We start from the raw sequence: 19,800 nt of genomic DNA, 5'->3' as shown, positions 1-19,800 counted from the left end.
GCTCGCCCTGGCCGTCACTCTGCGCCCGGCGCTGCGGATGGCGCCTCCCTCCCCGCCTGCAAGTTCTTCGTTTCTTTTTTTAAATTTGGTTTGGTGTGCGCTGAGCCTTCTCTACAGAACCTTCAGCCATAAGACACTTGTTGAAGAGAAAAAAAGCAGCAGCCGGGGGAAGCGCCATCCGGGTCCGCCGAGGGAAGGCACGGTTCCGGGATGAGCCGACAGGACGTCGGCGAAAGGGCGCGGTGAGCAGGAGCGAATGGCGGCCGGTCCCGGGGAAGCGGGCGTGAGCGAGGGAACCGCGCAGCGGCGGGCGGGGCTGGCGCAGGGCCGGGGAGTGCAGAGGGCGCGGCCTGGCGCCCTCTGCCCGGTCGCCGCGCCGGGGCGGAGGCTGCCGCCGCAGCTGACGGCGAACGGAACCGGCCCCGGGGCAGCAGCGCCGTGCCGGAGCACAGGCCGCCGCCGCAACTGACGGCGAACGGAACCGGCGCTTAATCTGCGCCCCCGCAGCTGACGGCGAACGGAACCAGCCCCCGTGGGGCGAACGGAACCGGCCCGTAACCAGCCCCCGCGTCCTAACTAAACCACTTCCCGAACCAGCCGTGGAATTTCATCATAATAAAATCCCAGATCCGCCCGACAAAGCCGCCTTCCGGTATGGCTTCCATCGCCACCAGCGGGCGCTGCTCGATGGTTTTTCCATCCAGCTGGAAATCGATAGTGCCGACAACCTGATTTTTAGCGATGGGGGCTTCCAGCTGCGGCGTATTCAGGGTAAAGCTCGCTTTCAGATTTTTCATCTGACCTTTAGGTACGGTAATCGCCGCATCTTTCGCCACGCCGAGATCCACTTCTCCCTTATCACCAAACCAGACGCGTTGGCGGGCAAACGGCTTATCTGCTTTGATAGGCGTTACCGTTTCATAAAAACGGAATCCCCAGGTCAGCAGCTTTTCACTTTCGCGAAAACGAATGGCGTCGGTTTGTGCGCCCAGCACGACCGAGATCAGACGCATATCGCCATCAACGGCAGACGCCACCAGATTGTTGCCTGCGCCTGAGGTATGTCCGGTTTTAATGCCGTCCACTTTCAGGTTGGAGCTCCAGAGCAGCCGGTTGCGGTTGCGCTGCTTAATATTGTTAAACGTGAACTCTTTCTCGCTGTTCAGCGCATACTCGTCCGGCACATCGCTTATCAGCCGCTGGCCGATAATCGCCATATCGCGGGCGGTGCTGTACTGCCCTTCCGCGTCCAGACCGTGCACCGTCATAAAATGCGTATTTTGCAGACCGAAGGCTTTAACGTAGTTATTCATCAGCCCGATAAAGGCATCCTGGCTGCCGGCAACATAATCTGCCAGCGCAATACAGGCATCGTTGCCGGACTGAATAACAATGCCTTTATTTAATTCTGATACCGGAATACGGTCGCCGGGCTTGAGGAACATCAGCGATGAGCCGCGCAGCTTTGGATTACCGGTCGCCCAGGCATCCTGGCCAATCGTCACCATATCACCGTTGTGAATCTTTCCTGATTTCAGCGCCTGCCCTACCACATAGCTGGTCATCATCTTGGTCAGACTGGCAGGATCGAGCCGCTGATCGGCATTCGATTCAGCCAGAACTTTGCCGCTGTTATAGTCCATCAGAACCCAGGCTTTGGCCTCGATTTGCGGGGCAGCCGGAGCGTCAACGGCCTGAGAAACAGCCGGGAAAATAAACAACAGCGAGGAGGCAGCCAGGGGCCGTAATAACGATGCGCAAAGGTGTAGTTTCATGGGCGTAACCAGATTGTCCTTGTAAAATCGGGGCTTTCGCGGGCGGGGAAGATCTCGTGTAAAACGCTAACGGTTCACGCTGGCGAAAAAAACCGTTGAATCGTAAAGTTAATTAAGTTTTCTTATATTAATCCAGGTCAACATCCTGTCCGGTCCAGTGTAAGCCGTCAGCGGTGGTAAAAAACTGCGCACAATTCTGAATTTGTCCGGAAAAGCTAAGCCTGTCACAAAATTCCGCTACGCTGGGATCAGTCAGCCTGAGGAGAGCGTTATGGATCTTGCCGTGTTCGATCTTGATGAAACCCTGATATGTGATGACAGCACCAGCCTCTGGTTGCGCTGGCTGGTGTCACAGGGATTTGCGCCTGAAACAGTGATTGATGAGGATCGCAGGCTGATGCAGCGTTATTACGCCGGCGAGCTGCCCATTGAAGAGTATATGCACACCATGCTGGCACCGCTGGCTGGCATGGCCACGCCGACCGTGGCTGGCTGGATAAGACGCTTTATCCACCGTGACATCCTGCCGCGTGTGTTTCCTGCCGCACGGGAGCGCATTCAGTGGCATCAGCAGCGTGGTGATAAGGTGCTGATCGTGACCGCCAGTGGCGATCACCTTGCCATTCCTATCGCTGAACGTCTGGGCGTGGACGGTGCGCTGGCCATTCATGCTGAAGTTGTTGATGCCCGCTACAGCGGCTCTATGCTCGGCACTGCAACCTATCGCGAAGGTAAAGTGGTTCGCCTGCGCGACTGGCAGGCCCGTCAGCAGGCGCTCAGTTTCACACGCACCTGGGCCTACAGCGACTCGTTTAATGACCTGCCGCTGCTGGCCTGGGCTGACCACGCCTGGGCAGTCAATCCGGATGCGCGCCTGCAGCATGAGGCGGAGCAGCGCGGCTGGCAGATTTGCCGCTGGGCGCGCTGATTAGTTACCTGTTTCAGCCTGCTCCGGCTGCACGCCTACCCGGAGCAATTTACCGCTGGCTTCATCGGTCAGTACGTAAAGCCAGCCATCCGGCCCCTGACGCACATCGCGGATACGTTCATTACGATCGCTCAGCAGCCGCTCCTCCTCCGTGACCCGATCGCCCTCAACGCGCAGCCGGATCAGGCTTTTATCTTTCAGTGCACCGATAAACAGCGCGTTTTTCCACTGCGGAAAGCGCGTACTGGTGTAGAACGCCATGCCGCTGAGAGCCGGTGACACCTTCCACCAGAACAGCGGCTGGTCGGTTCCTGCTACCTGAGTGCCCTTCGCTTCCGGCACCGGCTGCCCGCTGTAATCGATGCCGTACGTGGCAAGCGGCCAGCCATAGTTGTGGCCTTTCTCCAGCCGGTTTACCTCATCGCCGCCGCGCGGCCCGTGCTCACTTTCCCACATCTGCTCCGTCCAGGGATTCAGCGCCAGTCCCTGAGGATTACGCACGCCATAGCTCCAGATCTCCGGACGGGCGCCCTGGGTGTGAACAAACGGATTATCCTGCGGTACGCCGCCCTCCTGCGTCAGGCGAACAATTTTTCCTGACAGCTTATCCAGCTGCTGGGCGCTGCTGCTGACAAAATTGTCGCCAAACGCCACATAGAGAAAGCCCTGCCGGTCAAAGGCGAGCCGGGTACCGATATTGGCACCACCGGAGAGTTTAGGCGTCTGCTCCAGCACCACGCGAAACCCGTTAAGCTTCTGCATATCCTCGCTCAGCTGACCGTAACCCACGACGCCGCCGGCACGCCCGCGGCTATCGGCCGTGGTGTAACTCAGCCATACGCGGCGGCTTTGCGCGAAATCAGGTGCCGGAACCACATCCAGTAACCCGCCCTGCCGCTCAGCCCAGACCTGCGGCACGCCCTGAATCGGCTTCGACAGGCCGCCTTCAGGCTGCCAGCTGCGCAGCTGACCGGTGCGCTCAGTGATAAGCAGCGTGCGGTTATCCGGCAAGAAGGCCACCGACCAGGGATGAGAGAGGTTGTCCTGCAGCACCTCTACCGCCACATCCGCAGCCAGCGCCAGAGAAGAACAGCTTAGTGCGCCGGAAGTCAGCGCTGCTCGCCAGATATGCATAGGTTGCTCCTGTATTCGCTCTGCCGTTAAGGGTAGACAGCGCGCACGCAGCAGCGGGGGAAATTTACAAAACATTAAGCCCGGCGTAAGCCGGGCTGGAGGGGGTTACTCGAAGCAGGTTTCAGGGTTGTCAGACAGGCAGATAAACTCTGCGCCGCCTTTGGTCAGGGCGTTGATTTTCCCCGTTTCGATATCGTAAACCCAGCCGTGCAGACGCAGCTTGCCTTTACGCAAAGCAACCGAGACGGAAGGATGCGTTTTGATATTGTTCAGCTGCGCTATAACGTTCTCTTTCACCATCTCATTAAGGCGCACCTCAACAGAATCGTAGTTGCGCTCGTCAACCACGGCTTTTGCGGCGTTAGCATAGTGCAGCCAGTGATCGACCGCCGGCATATTTTCCAGATCGGCGTTGGAGGCGATCGCGTTCATTGCGCCACAGTTGGAGTGACCACAAATAATGATTTCCGTTACGCCCAGCGCCAGTACTGCATACTCGATGGTGGCAGAGACGCCGCCTGGCTCCGGGCCAAACGGTGGCACAATGTTGCCGGCGTTGCGGATCACAAACAGCTGTCCCGGCTCCTGCTGCGTGACCAGCTCCGGCACCAGACGGCTGTCTGAACAGGAGATAAACAGCGCTTTAGGATTCTGGTTGGAAGCCAGACTCTTGAAAAGATCCTTCCTTTCAGGAAATACGTTCTGTTGAAAATTCAGAAAACCTTTGACGATCTCTTGCATTTGTCTTCTCTCACTCTATGCACTGCTGCGCTGTCATCGCATAGCCTGCCAGCGCACGCGTTTAAATTCTTCAGCGTTGAGAATAAGTTACCTTCAACAACCCGTCATTTAAGCAAAATCGCAGCAACCGCACAACCCGCTGCGGGCTGAAATACCCGGCGTCAGGCTGCGCCGTGCACTCTAAGCATAGCGCTGCATTCACATTCTGCAGGCAGGCAGATTGTTGCTTCAGCTATACATTTTCCGCTGCAACCTCTGTACAATCGCGCTCCTGTCCATACTAATTATGATGAATTTTTATCCTTATGAGCCATGTCACTAATCCGCCACGCGTGGGCTTCGTCTCACTCGGTTGTCCTAAAAACCTCGTTGACTCAGAACGTATCCTGACGGAACTGCGTACTGAAGGCTATGACGTGGTACCACGCTACGATGACGCGGAGATCGTTATCGTTAATACCTGCGGATTTATTGACAGCGCGGTTCAGGAATCTCTGGAAGCGATTGGTGAAGCGCTGAATGAAAACGGCAAAGTGATCGTCACCGGCTGTCTGGGTGCCAAAGTGGATCAGATCCGCGAAGTGCATCCGAAAGTGCTGGAGATCACCGGTCCGCACAGCTATGAGCAGGTGCTTGAGCACGTGCATACCTATGTACCTAAACCTGTTCATAACCCGTTTCTGAGCCTGGTGCCTGAGCAGGGCGTGAAACTGACGCCGCGCCACTACGCCTATCTGAAAATCTCGGAAGGCTGCAACCACCGCTGTACGTTCTGTATTATTCCGTCCATGCGCGGCGATCTCGACAGTCGTCCGATTGGCAGCGTGCTGGATGAAGCGAAGCGTCTGGCTGAGTCAGGCGTGAAAGAGCTGCTGGTGATCTCGCAGGATACGTCTGCTTACGGCGTGGATGTGAAACATCGTACCGGTTTCTGGAACGGTGCGCCGGTAAAAACCAGCATGGTGAGCCTGTGTGAACAGCTGGCAAAACTCGGCGTCTGGGTACGCCTGCACTATGTTTATCCCTATCCGCACGTGGATGATGTCATCCCGCTGATGGCAGAAGGCAAAATTTTGCCCTACCTCGACATTCCGCTGCAGCACGCCAGCCCGCGCATCCTGAAGCTGATGAAGCGTCCGGGCGCCGTGGAGCGTACGCTGGAGCGCATCAAACGCTGGCGTGAGATCTGTCCGGAGCTGACGCTGCGCTCTACGTTTATCGTGGGCTTCCCGGGTGAAACCGAAGAAGATTTCCAGATGCTGCTCGATTTTCTGAAAGAGGCGCGCCTCGATCGCGTAGGCTGCTTCCAGTACAGCCCGGTAGAAGGCGCCACCGCCAATCAGCTGCCGGATCCGGTTCCGGAAGAGGTAAAACAGGCGCGCTTTGACCGCTTTATGCAGCTGCAGCAGCAGATCTCCAGCGAACGCCTGCAGGAGAAAGTGGGCCGCGAAATACTGGTCATCATTGACGAAGTGGATGAAGAAGGTGCCGTCGGACGCAGCATGGCAGACGCACCGGAAATCGACGGTGCCGTCTATCTCAACGGCGACCGGCAGGTAAAAGCAGGTGATGTGGTGCGGGTGAAAGTGGAACACGCCGACGAATACGATCTGTGGGGCAGCCGCGTCTAACCATATTTCTGCTGGTGCGCTTTTTTACGCTTCAGATAATCTTCGTCGGCGCGTAATTTATCCCAGCATACTTTAAAGATGGCCGCCGCTGCGGCCTTCTCTTTTTCTACCGTGCGCGGCAGCTCTTTGCCATCCGCATCATATTTACGTCCCCCCTGATGATTGCTGTAGCGCCGGGCGCGCGTATACCCCATCTGAATAAATTTACGCGCCATATCCATACCGACAAAATCATCTTTCTCGCGATACGCTTCAAACAGCTGCATAATTTTTTCCGAGGACTCTTTCGCTACCTCTACGGTACGAAAACGCCACCAGGGCAAAATTTCGCTTTTGTAAGGTTCCACCATCAGTACGCCCTGCTCGCCCCGCCCCACGCGATAAAGCTCAGGGTGCTGTCGCAAATCAAGATTTTTATAATCCTGCTGATAATCAAACGGTTCCATCTCTCTTCTCCTTTGCGCCCTGAGCTGCCACCGGGACGGCTTTGCGCCGGCAGCATCCTTACCGGCGGAGCAACGTCCTGCGCAACGGCCCGGGGAAAATCTGTGAAAGCGTTATCGCTGCTCCTTTAATATTAGACACTTTTAGTAGCCCGGGCCGGTTCGCTGCTCAGCTTTTCAGTTTTGGATCCAGCGCATCGCGCAGGCCGTCACCCAGCAGGTTAAACGCCAGAACGGTCAGGAAAATCGCCAGGCTGGGGAAAATAGCGACGTGAGGCGCCATCACCATATCCGCTCGCGCTTCATTCAGCATTGCTCCCCACTCCGGCGTAGGCGGCTGTGCGCCGAGCCCCAGAAAAGAGAGGCTGGCGGCGGTGATAATTGAGGTACCAATACGCATGGTGAAATAGACCATGATGGAGGAAATCGTGCCGGGCAAAATATGCCGAAAAATAATCGTGCGATCTGACGCGCCAATGCTGCGCGCCGACTCGATATAGGTCTGCTGCTTGAGCACCAGCGTGTTACCGCGCACCAGCCGGGCGAACGCAGGTATGCTGAAAATCGCCACCGCCACAATAACGTTGCTCATCCCGCTGCCCATAATGGCGACGACCGCTATCGCCAGCAGAATACCGGGAAAGGCAAACAGCACGTCGCAGATGCGCATAATCAGCCGATCCCACCAGCCCTCATAGTACCCCGCCAGCAGACCCAGCAGCGTACCGATCAACGCGCCGATAATGACAGAGAAGAATCCCGCCATCAGTGAAATACGGGTGCCTGCCAGCACCCGGCTGAAAATGTCCCGCCCCAGCGAGTCCACGCCAAACAGGTGCAGCCACGACGGCCCTTCATTCAGACGATCGTAGTCAAAATAGTTTTCCGCATCGAAAGGCGCGATCCACGGCGCAATAAAGGCCAGTACAATCAGCAGCAGGACAAAGCTGCCCGCCAGCAGCGCCACATGCTGCTGGCGAAAACGGCGCCAGAACTCACGCCACGGGGTACGCACCCGGTTTTCCGTCAGGTGCGGCAGCTGTTTCACCACCGCATCGCGTCGCCAGTTTTTCAATCGCGACTCCTTATTTGTAGCGAATAGCCGGATTGATTGCCGCGTAAAGCATATCGACAATCAGATTGATCAGGATAAATTCCAGTGAAAACAGCAGAACTTCCGCCTGAATCACCGGGTAATCCCGCATCTCCACGGAGTCCACCAGCAGGCGACCGAGGCCAGGCCAGTTAAACACCACCTCCACCACGATCGATCCTCCCAGCAGAAAACCAAACTGCAGGCCCATCATCGTGACCACCGGGATCAGGGCGTTGCGCAGCCCATGTTTCACCACCACCAGCGATTCGCGCACGCCTTTAGCCCGGGCGGTGCGCATGTAATCTTCCTGCAAAACCTCAATAAATGAGGCGCGGGTAAAGCGCGCCATAATCGCGGCAACGGCAGCGCCCAGCGTGAGAGAAGGCAGAATATAGTGCTGCCAGCTATCTGCGCCCACGGTGGGCAGCCAGCCCAGCTCCACCGAAAAGATCTGCATCAGCAGCATACCCAGCGCAAAGGCCGGGAACGAGATGCCGGAAACCGCCAGCGTCATGCCGATGCGATCGGGCCAGCGGTTGCGCCACACGGCAGAGACAATACCCAGCGCCATACCCAGCAGCACTGACCACGCCATACTGGTCAGCGTCAGCCACAGCGTCGGGTAGAAGCGCTGCGCAATTTCGTCCGCCACCGGGCGTTTTGAGACCAGCGACTGGCCAAACTCTCCCTGCAGCGCATTGAAAATAAAATGCCAGAACTGCTGGATCAGCGGCTGATCCAGCCCGAGTTCGCTGCGTACCAGCGCAACAACGGAGGCATCCGCTTCGGGGCCGGCAATCAGACGGGCCGGATCGCCGGGCAGCAGATGTACAAACAGAAACACCAGTACGGCAACAATCAGCAGCGTGGGGATCAGTCCCAGCAAGCGTTTTAAAAAGTAGTTGAGCATGCAACATCCTGCGCAGCAGCGGCCAGCCGGAGCGGCTGGCCAGTCTGGTTACTTCAGATCCGCTTCGTCGAAATTAAACGAGGTATCCGGCATGACGTAGAACCCGGTCAGGTTTTTGTTGCTGGCCGAGAGCAGCTGCTCGACAACCAGCGGGATCCACGGATGGTCATTCCAGATGCGATCCTGCGCATCTTTATAGAGCTGCGCTTTGCGTTCACGATCGGTGGTCTTTAATGCATCAGCCAGATCTTTATCCACCTGCGGATTACTGTAAAACGCGGTATTGAAGATCGCTGGCGGCCAGGAGGTCGTGGCGAACAGCGGCGTCAGCGCCCAGTCGGCCTCACCGGTCGAGGCGGACCAGCCGGTATAAAACATGCGTACGCCACTCTCTTTTTGCCCTTTGCTTTCCACTTCCGCAGCGCGCTGTCCGGCATCCATAGCGGTGACTTTCACCTTCACGCCCACCTGCGCCAGCTGCTGCTGGGTAAACTGCAGCACTTTCTGCGCCGTGCTGTGGTTATGCGAGGACCAGAGCGTGGTCTCAAAGCCGTTGCCGTAGCCCGCTTCTTTCAGCAGCGCCCGCGCTTTAGCCGGATCGTATTTGATAGCCGGATAACGCTGAGCGAAATCGATAGAGGGCGGCACGATACCGGTAGCGGGCGTGGCATAACCGGCAAACGCCACTTTTGCCAGCGCCTCGCGGTTAATGGCATATTCCAGCGCTTCACGCACTTTCGGGTTATTAAACGGCTTTTGCGTGACGTTCAGGCTGATATAACGCTGCATGATCGAAGGCGTGGTAATGACGTTCAGCTTAGCGTTACTTTCAAGGCGTTTGGCCTGCTCAAAGGGCACCGGAAAAGCAAACGTCGCCTCGCCGGTCTGCAGCATGGCCGCGCGGGTGTTGTTATCCACGATGGGACGCCAGGTAATGGTATCGAGTTTCGGATAGCCCGGCTTCCAGTATCCCGCCCACTTTTTCACTTTGACAAAATCGGTCTGATTCCAGGTTTCAAACACATAAGGGCCGGTGCCGACCGGATGGAAGCCAATCTCTTTGCCATACTTTTTCAACGCGGTGGGCGAAATCATCGCCGCCGCCGGATGCGCCAGGTTGTTGATAAACGCTGAAAAAGGCTGCTTCAGCGTGATTTTTACCGTGAGCGGATCGACCACTTCCGTGGTCGCAATATATTTGAACAGGTTATAGCGTTTGAGATGGTTATCAGGATTACTGGCGCGATCGAGGTTCACCTTAACCGCCTCAGCGTTGAAATCGGTACCATCCTGAAATTTAATGCCGGAACGCAGTTTGATGGTGTAAGTGAGCCCGTCATCACTGGCCTGAGAGCTTTCGGCCAGCACGTTTACCAGCTTCATCTCTTTATCAAAGCTGAACAGCCCCTGATAGAAAGATTTGGCAACCGCCTGCGACAAGGTGTCGTTGGCGTCGTAAGGATCCAGCGTGGTAAAGGTTGAGCTCACGGCAATGACCGCATCTTTTGCCGCCCAGGCGGGCAGCGTCAGCGCAGCGCTCAGCACGCCAGCGGTGATAATCCCGTTACGCATAATCTGGTGCATGATGGTGCTTCTCCTGTAGTCCCTTGTGCTGCGTCCTGGGTTCAGGACGCTATGTTATTCGTCAGGCGCCACCGATCGCATGGCGTGCCACAAAGTGTCCTGGCGCCACCTCCAGCAGCGGCGCGACGTCCGGCTCATCCCCCAGCGGACGTACGGCGCTGGGGATCTCATCAACCATTAACGCCCGTTCGCGATGCCGGTGTGCCGGGTCCGCCACCGGTACGGCCGCCATCAGTTTGCGGGTATAAGGATGACGCGGCTGCTCAAACACTGCCTGGCGCGGTCCTGTCTCAACGATCTGCCCCAGATACATCACCGCTACACGGTGGCTGATACGCTCCACCACCGCCATATCATGCGAAATGAACAGAAAAGCGATGCCGGTTTCCCGCTGCAGATCCAGCATCAGATTGATAATCTGCGCCTGGACCGAGACATCCAGCGCTGACACGGACTCATCCGCAATGACCACTTTGGGATTCAGCGCCAGCGCTCGCGCAATACAGATGCGCTGCCGCTGGCCGCCTGAGAACTCATGCGGGTAGCGCTGCGCATGCTCCGGCTGCAGCCCTACCCGCTCCAGCAGCCAGGCAACGCGCTTCTCCGCCTGCGCGCGACTCATCACGCGATGGACCAGCAGCGGCTCCATCACAGAAAAGCCTACCGTGAGGCGCGGATCGAGCGAGGCGTAGGGATCCTGAAAAATAAACTGAATATCGCGCCGCAGCGCCGCCAGCGCGCTCCCCTGCAGCGCGTCGATACGCTGACCGTTAAAGGTGATGCTGCCGCCCTGACTGGCGACCAGCCGCAGCAGTGAACGACCGGTGGTCGATTTACCGCATCCCGACTCGCCAACCAGCGCCAGCGTCTCTCCGGCATAGAGATCAAAGCTCACCTTCTCTACCGCGTGCACCCGGCGCGTAACCCGGTTAAAGAGACCGCTACGCAGGTCGAAGCGAGTTGTCAGATCGCGCACCTGCAGCACCGGCGGGCGATCGCGACGCACGGTATCCTGCGGCAGAGCCGGCGCCTCCTGCCCGGTGGTGCTCAGCAGAGGAAATTTTGCCGGCAGTGGCTGCCCGCTCATCGCGCCCAGCCGGGGCACGGCCGCCAGCAGCGCGCGGGTATAAGGCTGAGCCGGCGCGTTAAACAGCTGCTGCACCGGCGCCTGTTCGATAACATCGCCGCGATACATGACCTGCACGCGATCGGCCATTTCAGCGACGACGCCCATATCGTGCGTGATAAAAATCACGCCCATCTGCATCTCTTTTTGCAGCACGCGGATAAGCTGCAGGATCTGCGCCTGAATAGTGACATCCAGCGCCGTCGTCGGCTCATCGGCAATCAGCAGTGCGGGCCGGCAGGAGAGCGCCATCGCAATCATGACGCGCTGGCGCATCCCGCCAGAGAGCTGATGCGGATAACGCGACAGGATAGCGTGCGCATCCGGAATGCGTACCAAATCCAGCATGCGCCGCGCTTCAGCGAGCGCCTGCTGATGGCTCATCTTCTGGTGTAGTCGTACTGACTCAGCAATCTGTTCGCCCACGGTAAATACCGGATTCAGCGAGGTCATCGGCTCCTGAAAGATCATCGCCATGTCAGCGCCGCGCACCTGCCGCATCTGACCGGACGACGCGCGCATGACGTCCAGGATCTCCCCGTTTCGGCGACGCAGCTTTATCTCACCGCTGATCTCGCTGCCCGCCTGCTGAATCAGGCGCATCAGCGCCAGTGACGTCACTGATTTCCCTGAGCCAGACTCCCCGACCAGCGCCAGGGTTTCTCCCCGCAGCAGATCGAGCGAAAGATGACGCACCGCTTCAGTTTTACTCTCTTCATGCTGAAAAGTGACGCACAGATCGCGTACCGCCAGCACCTGTTGCTGTTCCATTCTGCCTGCTCCTTAGCTGTCGCGGTAAATGGCCACCTCAACGGCACCCTCAACGTAAGCAAAACCCCGGTACATGCCTTCGCTGTTAAACGGCAGTGCAAGGTTACCCTGTGCATCAACTGCAATCAGCCCGCCGCTGCCTTCCAGCTCCGGAATGGTGTCGTGGATGACGCTGGCGGTCGCCTGCTGCAGCGAGCGTCCTGCATATTTCATCTGTGCCGCAACATCATAAGCGGCCAGCGTTCGCATAAAGACTTCGCCGGTACCGGTGCAGGAGACAGCCACGCTGTCGTTGCTGGCATAGCAGCCGGCGCCAATCAGCGGCGAGTCGCCCACGCGGCCAGCCTGCTTGTTGGTCATGCCACCGGTTGAAGTCGCCGCGGCAAGATTGCCGTGCATATCCAGCGCCACCGCACCCACGGTGCCGAGTTTGCGATCCTCATCCAGCGGCGTAGCAGCCGCGTCGTGATCGAGCTGCGTGGTGTTACTGTCGCGCACGCGCAGCAGCTGCGCCAGGCGTTCTGGCGTTGAGAAAAAGTCAGCGGCAACGGGTTTTAGCCCCTGCGCCACGGCAAAGGCTTCTGCGCCGGCGCCGATCAGCAGCACGTGGGGACTCGCCTCCAGCACTTTACGCGCGGCGAGGATCGGATGTTCAATATGGCTGACGCCCGCTACTGCGCCCGCCTGCAGCGTGCGGCCATCCATGATGCTGGCGTCCAGCTCGTGTGTGCCCTGATGAGTGAACACCGCGCCCCGTCCGGCATTAAACAGCGGGCACGCTTCCAGCCGCCGCACCGCATCTGTCACCGCATCCAGCGCGCTGCCGCCCGCGGCCAGAATCTGCTGCCCCGCTGCGACAATGTCGTGCAGCTGCTGCCGGTATTGCTGCTCGCGCGTCGCGCTCATGGTACTGCGGGAAAGCGCGCCCGCGCCGCCGTGGATAGCGATTACTGCCCTGGTCATTAGCTGCACCTGTCAGGATTATCAGCAGAAAAAACACTGATTTAGAATGGTTTTCATCATTTTCAGACAATTTTCGACTATAGGAAGCACCCGGCAGCTTGTAAAGCAGAAAGTGCATCAGCCCTCATAACCTTTTCTCAGGCTTTATATCTTTTTCCTTTGCCGGCAGACCCCATTGGCGGCTCACCGCGCGATCTGTGCGGCCGCGCCAAACGGGTCTGGCCTTACGCCAGCGCCTTAACCCATAATAGGTGACATCTGACATTTATCCGCCAGGGAGCGATATGGAACCCAACACCGCAGGCTTAATTTCACTGGAAGAGGCGCAGCACATGATGCTGCAACCGCTGCAACCGGTCAGCGGGACTGAACAGGTTAGCCTGGCTAATGCTGCCGGGCGCATTACCGCAGAGGCGGTGGTTTCACCGCTGGATGTCCCCTCATTTGATAACTCCGCAATGGATGGCTACGCGGTACGGCTGAGCGATCTCGGCGCTGGCGCGCCGCTTGCCGTGGCGGGCAAAGCCTTTGCCGGTTCTCCCTGGCACGGTGAATGGCCGGCAGGCAGCGCGATCCGTATTATGACCGGCGCTCCGATACCGGCAGGCTGCGACGCGGTAGTCATGCAGGAGCAAACGGAGCAGCACGCGGATGGTATTGTGATGACGGCGCCGGTAAGCGCAGGCCAGAATATCCGCCGTATTGGTGAAGATATTCGCGCCGGGCATCAGGTTCTGGCAGCGGGGGTGCGGCTGGGTGCCGCTGAGCTGCCGCTGCTCGCCTCGCTGGGCATTGCCAGGGTAACGGTACGGCGCAGACTGCGCGTGGCGATATTCTCCACCGGGGATGAGCTGCAGGCGGTGGGTGAACCGCTGGCAGAGGGCCAGATTTATGACACCAATCGCCTTACCGTCTCTCTGATGCTCAGCAAGCTGGGCTGCGACGTCATCGACCTCGGCGTTATCGCGGACGACCCGGCCGCGCTGCGTCACGCCTTTACCACAGCAGACAGCCAGGCTGATGTGGTCATCAGCACCGGCGGTGTCTCCGTGGGCGAAGCTGATTTTACCCGGGAGATCCTCAACGAACTCGGATCTGTCAGCTTCTGGAAGCTGGCGATCAAGCCAGGTAAACCGTTCGCTTTCGGCCAGCTGGCGAATAGCCTGTTCTGCGGGCTGCCGGGCAATCCGGTCTCCGCCGCCGTGACCTTTTATCAGCTGGTGCAGCCGCTGCTGGTCAGGCTGAGCGGCCAGACAACGCCGGCAATGCCGCTGCGCCAGCGTGCGCGAACGCTGGATCGCCTGAAAAAATCGCCGGGGCGCCTCGATTTTCAGCGTGGCGTGCTCAGCCGCAGCAGCGAAGGTGTGCTGGAGGTGCGCTCCACCGGTGCGCAGGGTTCACATGTTTTCAGTTCGTTTGCGCTGGCCGACTGCTTTATTGTGCTGGAGCGCGAACGCGGTACGGCAGAAGCGGGTGAATGGGTTGAGGTTGAGCCCTTTAACAGCCTGCTGGAGGGGTAATGTCACGCGAACTGACGCATGAAGAGATGCTGCGCTATAACCGGCAAATTGTCCTGCGCGGCTTCGACTTTACCGCACAGGAGCAGCTCGCTGAGTCACGCGTGCTGATCGTCGGCCTGGGGGGGCTGGGATGCGCGGCTGCCCCCTGGCTCGCCTCCGCCGGCGTGGGGTATCTGACGCTGCTCGATTTTGATACCGTCAGCCTGAGCAATCTGCAGCGGCAGATCCTGCATCGCGATGAGACGATTGGCCAGCCCAAAGTAGAATCAGCGCGCGCGCAGCTGGCGGCAATCAATCCGCACTGCATTATTGAAACCTGTGACGTGCAGGCCGACGATGCGACGCTGAGCGCACTGATTGCGCGGCATGACGCGGTGCTGGACTGCACAGATAATGTGGCCACGCGTGAGCAGCTGAACCGCCTCTGTTTCCGGCAAAAAGTCCCGCTGATTTCCGGTGCGGCGATCCGCATGGAAGGTCAGCTAAGCGTTTTTACCTGGCAGCCTGGCGAGCCCTGTTACCGCTGTATCAGCCGCCTGTTTGGCGAACAGACGCTGAGCTGTGTGGAAGCTGGCGTCATGGCCCCGCTGGTGGGCGTAATTGGCGCGATGCAGGCGATGGAGACGCTGAAACTGCTTACCGCGTTTGGTGAACCCGCCCGCTCTCGCCTGCTGATGTATGACGCAATGCGCGCTGAATTTCGCAGCATGAAAGTGATGCAGGACGCACACTGTGACGTGTGTGGCTCCCCCTGAAATGCAAACAGGCCGCCCGGTGGGGCGGCCTGTTAAGCAGACAGAATGAGCAGGATTATGAAATGCCCTGACTGCGCAGGTAATCTTCATAGTTGCCGGTGAAGTCAACGATGCGCTCACCTTTCATCTCCATCACGCGCGTCGCCAGCGAGCTGACAAATTCACGGTCATGTGAAACAAAGATCAGCGTGCCTTCATACATCTCCAGCGCCATGTTCAGTGATTCGATCGATTCCATATCCAGGTGGTTGGTCGGCTCATCCATAATCAGAATGTTAGGCTTCTGCATCATCAGCTTGCCAAACAGCATCCGGCCTTTCTCACCGCCCGACAGCACTTTGGCCGGTTTTTTGATGTCATCATGGCTGAACAGTAAGCGGCCCAGTACGCTGCGCACGGCCTGTTCATCATCGCCATCCTGCTTCCACTGGCTCATCCAGTCGAACACGCTAAGGTCTTCGGCAAAATCTTCGGCATGATCCTGTGCGTAATAGCCGATGCGCGCATTTTCAGACCATTTAACGCTGCCGCTGTCCGGCGTTAATTCGCCCACCAGCGTTTTCAGCAGCGTGGATTTACCGATACCGTTGGCACCCAGAATTGCCAGCTTCTCGCCCACTTCCAGCATCAGATTCAGCTTATTAAAGAGCGGGCCGTTATCAAATCCTTTCGTCAGCGCTTCAACTTCCAGCGCATTACGGAATAATTTCTTATCCTGCTCAAAGCGAATATAAGGGTTCTGACGACTGGAGGCTTTGACTTCATCCAGTTTGATTTTATCAATCTGTTTTGCGCGCGATGTTGCCTGACGGGATTTAGAGGCGTTAGCACTGAAGCGGCTGACAAAAGATTGCAGGTCAGCAATCTGCGCTTTCTTTTTCGCGTTATCGGCCAGCAGACGTTCGCGCGCCTGCGTCGCCGCGGTCATATATTCATCATAATTACCGGGATAAACGCGCAGCTCACCATAATCAAGATCCGCCATATGGGTGCAGACCATATTTAAAAAGTGACGGTCATGCGAAATGATGATCATGGTACTGTTACGATCGTTCAGCACCTGCTCAAGCCAGCGGATAGTATCAATATCCAGGTTGTTCGTCGGCTCATCAAGCAGCAGAATATCGGGATTAGAGAACAGCGCCTGCGCCAGCAGCACACGCAGTTTCCAGCCCGGTGCGATTTCGCTCATCGGCCCGTAATGCTGCTCCACCGGAATACCGACGCCCAGCAATAACTCACCGGCCCTGGATTCCGCGCTATATCCATCCATTTCACCGTAGGCGACTTCGAGATCGGCAACTTTGTAGCCTTCTGCTTCACTCATTTCTGGCAGTGCGTAAATACGATCGCGCTCTTCTTTTACGGCCCAGAGTTCCTGATGCCCCATTATGACCGTATCCAGCACACTATATTGTTCAAAGGCAAACTGATCCTGACGAAGCTTACCAATACGCTCGTTGGGATCGAGTGAGACATTGCCGTTGGTAGGCACCAGATCGCCGCCCAGTATTTTCATAAAGGTCGATTTACCGCTGCCGTTTGCACCGATTAAACCGTAACGGTTACCCCCGCCAAACTTAACGGAGATATTTTCAAACAGCGGCTTGCTGCCGAACTGCATAGTGATATTGCTGGAAACTAACACGGCATTGACCTTTGTTACACGGTGGATGAAAAAACAGCGGGCATTATGCCAGAGATGGGCTATATGAGCCAGTCTGCGCCTGGCGTTGGCGCAGCTTTTACGCAAAGGGATTGTTAGCAGACGCAAAATAGTGTTGCCGGCATCCGGCAGCAGACGCTTCTCGCCTGCCGACGTTACGTCATCGTTATCAGTTAGCGCAGTTTGTTACACAAATTAAAACGTCAGCCAATAAAAAAAACCGGGGGCAATATGCCCCCGGCTCCCATATACAAGGATTGCGTCGCTTATTTAATCAGGAAACTGTCCAGGCTCTTGCCGGCATCCAGCGCTTTTTTAATCGCTGCTGGCGTGCGGCCCTGACCGGTCCAGGATTTTTCATCACCGTTTTCGTCGGTATAAGTATATTTAGCCGGACGCGGTGCGCGCTTGGCGCGTTTTTTACCGGTTTCAAGTGCGCCCAGTAATTCGTTAGGATCGATGCCATCAGCCAGCAGCATTTCGCGATATTTAGACAGCTTCTCTTCTTTTTCGCGGTTTTGCGCTTCTTCGGCTTCAACTTCTTCACGACGCTCAGTCACAACGACAGTTAATTTTTCCAGAATCTCTTCCAGATCGCTCAGTGGCAGTTCACGCGCCTGCGCACGTAATGTGCGAATGTTGTTCAGTACTTTAAATGCGTCACTCATCACAATGTCCTTGTTTAAGGGGTATAAATAAACTGTAGCGGCAAGATTACCCAATTCAAATAAAAAAATAAATTAATTTTGCAGACCGGATTATTCTTAACAGGTTCGCTTATTGTTATTGTTCAGTAAGGATAACCCTCACCGGTTAACATTAAGCGTTAATAAACTGATAAGGTTTCCCGGCAGCTGTTGCATTGATATCGATTTCATTTGCTAATCCCGCGAGCGAAACAAGTAGTTAGCAAAATTTTAGTTTGTGACATTCTGCAGGCGAAGCGTAAAAATAATTAATCATGAATCCCTTATTCACTTTTAATGCGCGTTTTATTGATGTGGATCTTCACCTGACTGACGGACTAAAAAGAAAAACCGGCCTGCGCCGGTTTTATCAGAGAAATCTTTTTTTTAACCACCCTTCTGGGCCGATGGCCTCATTACCTGACGCGGCGACGGTTCCGTCAGCCAGTCGCGCAGATAATGTTCAATCTGCTCCAGTGAACGATTACGGGTTTCCGGTACGCAACAGAAAACAAACAGCGTACCGAACAGGCCGGCTGCGGCAAAAATAAAAAAGGCACCTGACAGCCCCACCCAGGCAAGCAGCAGCGGAAACAGTAACGAGATAGTAAAATTAGTCAGCCACATGGCAAATACCGCCCCGCCCATAAATATACCGCGCAGCCGCGTCGGAAAAATTTCGGATAAGAGCAGCCAGGTAACCGGTGATAACGCTCCCTGCTGAAAACTTAAAAACAGCAGCATGCCCAGCAGGACCATATAGCTGCGCAGCATATCAGGCTGACCGTTTACCGTTTCCGGCATGAAGTAGCTGACGGCCCCGATCAGAACCAGGCAGGCGGTACATCCTATCTGTCCGATAAGCGCGAGGGGGCGGCGTCCGATACGCCCAAGCAGCCAGATCCCCGCAAAGGTCATCAGCACTGAGATAACGCCATTGGCGATAGTAGCAACCAATGCCGCATTATCATCCATACCGACTGCTTTCAGCATTACCGGCGCATAGTACATGATGGTGTTGACGCCGGTGAGCTGCTGAATAGCGGCTATGCCTGTGCCGATAAAAAAGAGCTTCAGCAGCCAGGGCTGGCGTAACTCCCGCAGGCGCGGACGCTGCTGCTGCTCCTCTTCCAGCGTCTCAGTGATTTCGGTCATCTCCCACTCCACGTCCTCGCGTGCGCGGGTCCGCTCCAGGACTCTGCGGGCTTCAGCCAGACGCCCCTTCATGGCATACCAGCGCGGCGTATCCGGCATAAACATCATGCCAAACCAGAGCAGCACCGCGGGCAGCGTCGCCACCGCCAGCATCCAGCGCCAGGTACTCTCACCGCCCCAGGCGGCATGAAACCCGGCATTAGAGATATAGGCCAGCATCTGGCCGGAGACGATCATCAGCTCCTGCATTGTGACCAGCTGACCGCGTTTATTGGCAGGGGCCATCTCCGCAATATAGACCGGAACGGTGGCAGACGCGCCGCCGACGGCGACCCCGAGGACCAGGCGGAAGAAAATCATCCATTCAGCATCTGGTGCCAGCGCCGTGCCCAGCGCGCCGGCCGCAAAAATGGTTGCCAGTACCAGAATGATTTTTCTCCGCCCGACCGCTGCGGCAAAATGCCCCGATATCAGCGCGCCAAATGCCGCACCAAACAGCAGGCTGCTGGTGACCAGGCCGGTGGTTAATGGCGTCAGATGTATATCATCCCCCATGAATAGCAGCGCGCCGGAGATGACGCCGGTGTCATAGCCGAACAGCAGCCCGCCGAGGGTGGCAACGGCCGCAATGACTTTAACAAAGGGTTCAGTACGCGTATTACTGTTCGGCCCTGAGGCTTTATTGAGGGTAAGCCAGGTTTCACGAGGCATAACTAACTCCATTTCTGAAAGATGCATCAAAAATAGAGTATTTTTGCCATAAAAATTAAATATGAAATTTTAGTTTTGCCATGTTCATCATAACTGATGCCAGGAAATCAGATGCCGATCACATAAACTCAGCGTGAATCTCTTTTTATGTCAGCGACAATACGCTCAAAATTTAATCCTTACATAAAAAGGAACATTTATTTCA

17 protein-coding genes are annotated in these 19,800 nt (G+C 56.8%); 5 read left to right on the top strand and 12 right to left on the bottom strand.

What is annotated here, in order from left to right; translation table 11 throughout:
- Positions 1 to 214: hypothetical protein (locus B4M48_RS06915; RefSeq protein ID WP_288656294.1), on the top strand; the 214-nt coding region annotated here is incomplete at its 5' end.
- A gap of 358 nt (positions 215 to 572) precedes the next feature.
- Here B4M48_RS06915 and B4M48_RS06910 read toward each other — a convergent pair.
- Positions 573 to 1,775, bottom strand: a complete 1,203-nt coding sequence (locus B4M48_RS06910) for a serine hydrolase (protein WP_071669030.1) — start codon at positions 1,773 to 1,775, stop codon at positions 573 to 575.
- Positions 1,776 to 2,046: 271 nt separating this feature from the next.
- Between B4M48_RS06910 and B4M48_RS06905 the strand changes: the two genes are divergently transcribed.
- Positions 2,047 to 2,703 carry an HAD family hydrolase gene (locus B4M48_RS06905; protein WP_288656292.1) on the top strand — a complete coding sequence of 219 codons (657 nt, stop codon included), beginning with the start codon at positions 2,047 to 2,049 and terminating at the stop codon, positions 2,701 to 2,703.
- Here the strand turns inward: B4M48_RS06905 and B4M48_RS06900 are convergent, their stop codons facing one another.
- Together B4M48_RS06900 and B4M48_RS06895 are read right to left on the bottom strand one after the other, a co-directional pair.
- Positions 2,704 to 3,837, bottom strand: coding sequence for a PQQ-dependent sugar dehydrogenase (locus tag B4M48_RS06900; protein WP_039383459.1), 1,134 nt, complete (start codon positions 3,835 to 3,837; stop codon positions 2,704 to 2,706).
- Positions 3,838 to 3,942: 105 nt separating this feature from the next.
- Positions 3,943 to 4,578: a carbonic anhydrase gene (locus B4M48_RS06895; protein WP_039383457.1), complete on the bottom strand. Its 636-nt coding sequence runs from the start codon at positions 4,576 to 4,578 to the stop codon at positions 3,943 to 3,945.
- A gap of 305 nt (positions 4,579 to 4,883) precedes the next feature.
- On the opposite strand from B4M48_RS06895, the gene rimO reads away from it, so the two are divergent.
- Positions 4,884 to 6,209 (top strand): 30S ribosomal protein S12 methylthiotransferase RimO, encoded by a 1,326-nt coding sequence (gene rimO, locus B4M48_RS06890; RefSeq protein ID WP_039383455.1) that lies wholly within the window; start codon positions 4,884 to 4,886, stop codon positions 6,207 to 6,209.
- Here rimO and B4M48_RS06885 read toward each other — a convergent pair.
- The 6 genes from B4M48_RS06885 to B4M48_RS06860 all read right to left on the bottom strand — a co-directional run bounded on the left by B4M48_RS06885 (position 6,206) and on the right by B4M48_RS06860 (position 13,102).
- On the bottom strand, positions 6,206 to 6,655 hold the full coding sequence (locus tag B4M48_RS06885; RefSeq protein ID WP_039383453.1) for a DUF4385 domain-containing protein: 450 nt from the start codon (positions 6,653 to 6,655) through the stop codon (positions 6,206 to 6,208). The two genes, rimO and B4M48_RS06885, sit on opposite strands and share 4 nt — an antisense overlap.
- 166 nt (positions 6,656 to 6,821) lie before the next feature.
- Positions 6,822 to 7,727, bottom strand: a complete 906-nt coding sequence (gene gsiD / locus B4M48_RS06880) for a glutathione ABC transporter permease GsiD (protein ID WP_039383451.1) — start codon at positions 7,725 to 7,727, stop codon at positions 6,822 to 6,824.
- 10 nt (positions 7,728 to 7,737) lie between these two features.
- Positions 7,738 to 8,658 carry a glutathione ABC transporter permease GsiC gene (gene gsiC, locus B4M48_RS06875; RefSeq protein WP_039383449.1) on the bottom strand — a complete coding sequence of 307 codons (921 nt, stop codon included), beginning with the start codon at positions 8,656 to 8,658 and terminating at the stop codon, positions 7,738 to 7,740.
- A gap of 48 nt (positions 8,659 to 8,706) precedes the next feature.
- The gene (gene gsiB / locus B4M48_RS06870) at positions 8,707 to 10,242 is read right to left on the bottom strand and encodes a glutathione ABC transporter substrate-binding protein GsiB (RefSeq protein ID WP_039383446.1); all 1,536 of its coding nucleotides are present in this window, start codon (positions 10,240 to 10,242) and stop codon (positions 8,707 to 8,709) included.
- A 61-nt stretch (positions 10,243 to 10,303) separates the two neighbouring features.
- Entirely contained in the window at positions 10,304 to 12,139 is a 1,836-nt protein-coding gene (gene gsiA / locus B4M48_RS06865; protein ID WP_145339179.1) for a glutathione ABC transporter ATP-binding protein GsiA, read from the bottom strand.
- A gap of 12 nt (positions 12,140 to 12,151) precedes the next feature.
- Positions 12,152 to 13,102 (bottom strand): isoaspartyl peptidase/L-asparaginase family protein, encoded by a 951-nt coding sequence (locus tag B4M48_RS06860; RefSeq protein WP_071669028.1) that lies wholly within the window; start codon positions 13,100 to 13,102, stop codon positions 12,152 to 12,154.
- Between the two features lie 284 nt (positions 13,103 to 13,386).
- Here B4M48_RS06860 and moeA point away from each other — a divergent pair, with 284 nt between their 5' ends.
- Positions 13,387 to 14,622 (top strand): molybdopterin molybdotransferase MoeA, encoded by a 1,236-nt coding sequence (gene moeA / locus B4M48_RS06855; RefSeq protein WP_071669027.1) that lies wholly within the window; start codon positions 13,387 to 13,389, stop codon positions 14,620 to 14,622.
- Complete coding sequence (gene moeB / locus B4M48_RS06850; RefSeq protein WP_039383436.1) at positions 14,622 to 15,377, top strand: molybdopterin-synthase adenylyltransferase MoeB; 756 nt, start codon at positions 14,622 to 14,624, stop codon at positions 15,375 to 15,377. The genes moeA and moeB overlap by 1 nt, the downstream gene beginning before the upstream one ends.
- A gap of 55 nt (positions 15,378 to 15,432) precedes the next feature.
- On the opposite strand, the gene B4M48_RS06845 is transcribed toward moeB, so the two are convergent.
- From B4M48_RS06845 to B4M48_RS06835, 3 genes are all read right to left on the bottom strand, one after another.
- Positions 15,433 to 17,025 (bottom strand): ABC-F family ATPase, encoded by a 1,593-nt coding sequence (locus B4M48_RS06845; protein ID WP_039383434.1) that lies wholly within the window; start codon positions 17,023 to 17,025, stop codon positions 15,433 to 15,435.
- 284 nt (positions 17,026 to 17,309) lie between these two features.
- Complete coding sequence (locus B4M48_RS06840; protein WP_039383432.1) at positions 17,310 to 17,711, bottom strand: H-NS family nucleoid-associated regulatory protein; 402 nt, start codon at positions 17,709 to 17,711, stop codon at positions 17,310 to 17,312.
- Between the two features lie 405 nt (positions 17,712 to 18,116).
- Complete coding sequence (locus B4M48_RS06835) at positions 18,117 to 19,595, bottom strand: sugar porter family MFS transporter (protein WP_288656286.1); 1,479 nt, start codon at positions 19,593 to 19,595, stop codon at positions 18,117 to 18,119.
- Between the last annotated feature and the right edge of the window lie 205 nt (positions 19,596 to 19,800).

Source organism: Pantoea sp. UBA6567, from assembly GCF_002434165.1.
Lineage (GTDB): Bacteria > Pseudomonadota > Gammaproteobacteria > Enterobacterales > Enterobacteriaceae > Pantoea > Pantoea eucrina.
The sequence above is the reverse complement of the archived record's forward strand: the minus strand, read 5'-3'. Positions and strand labels throughout refer to the sequence as shown.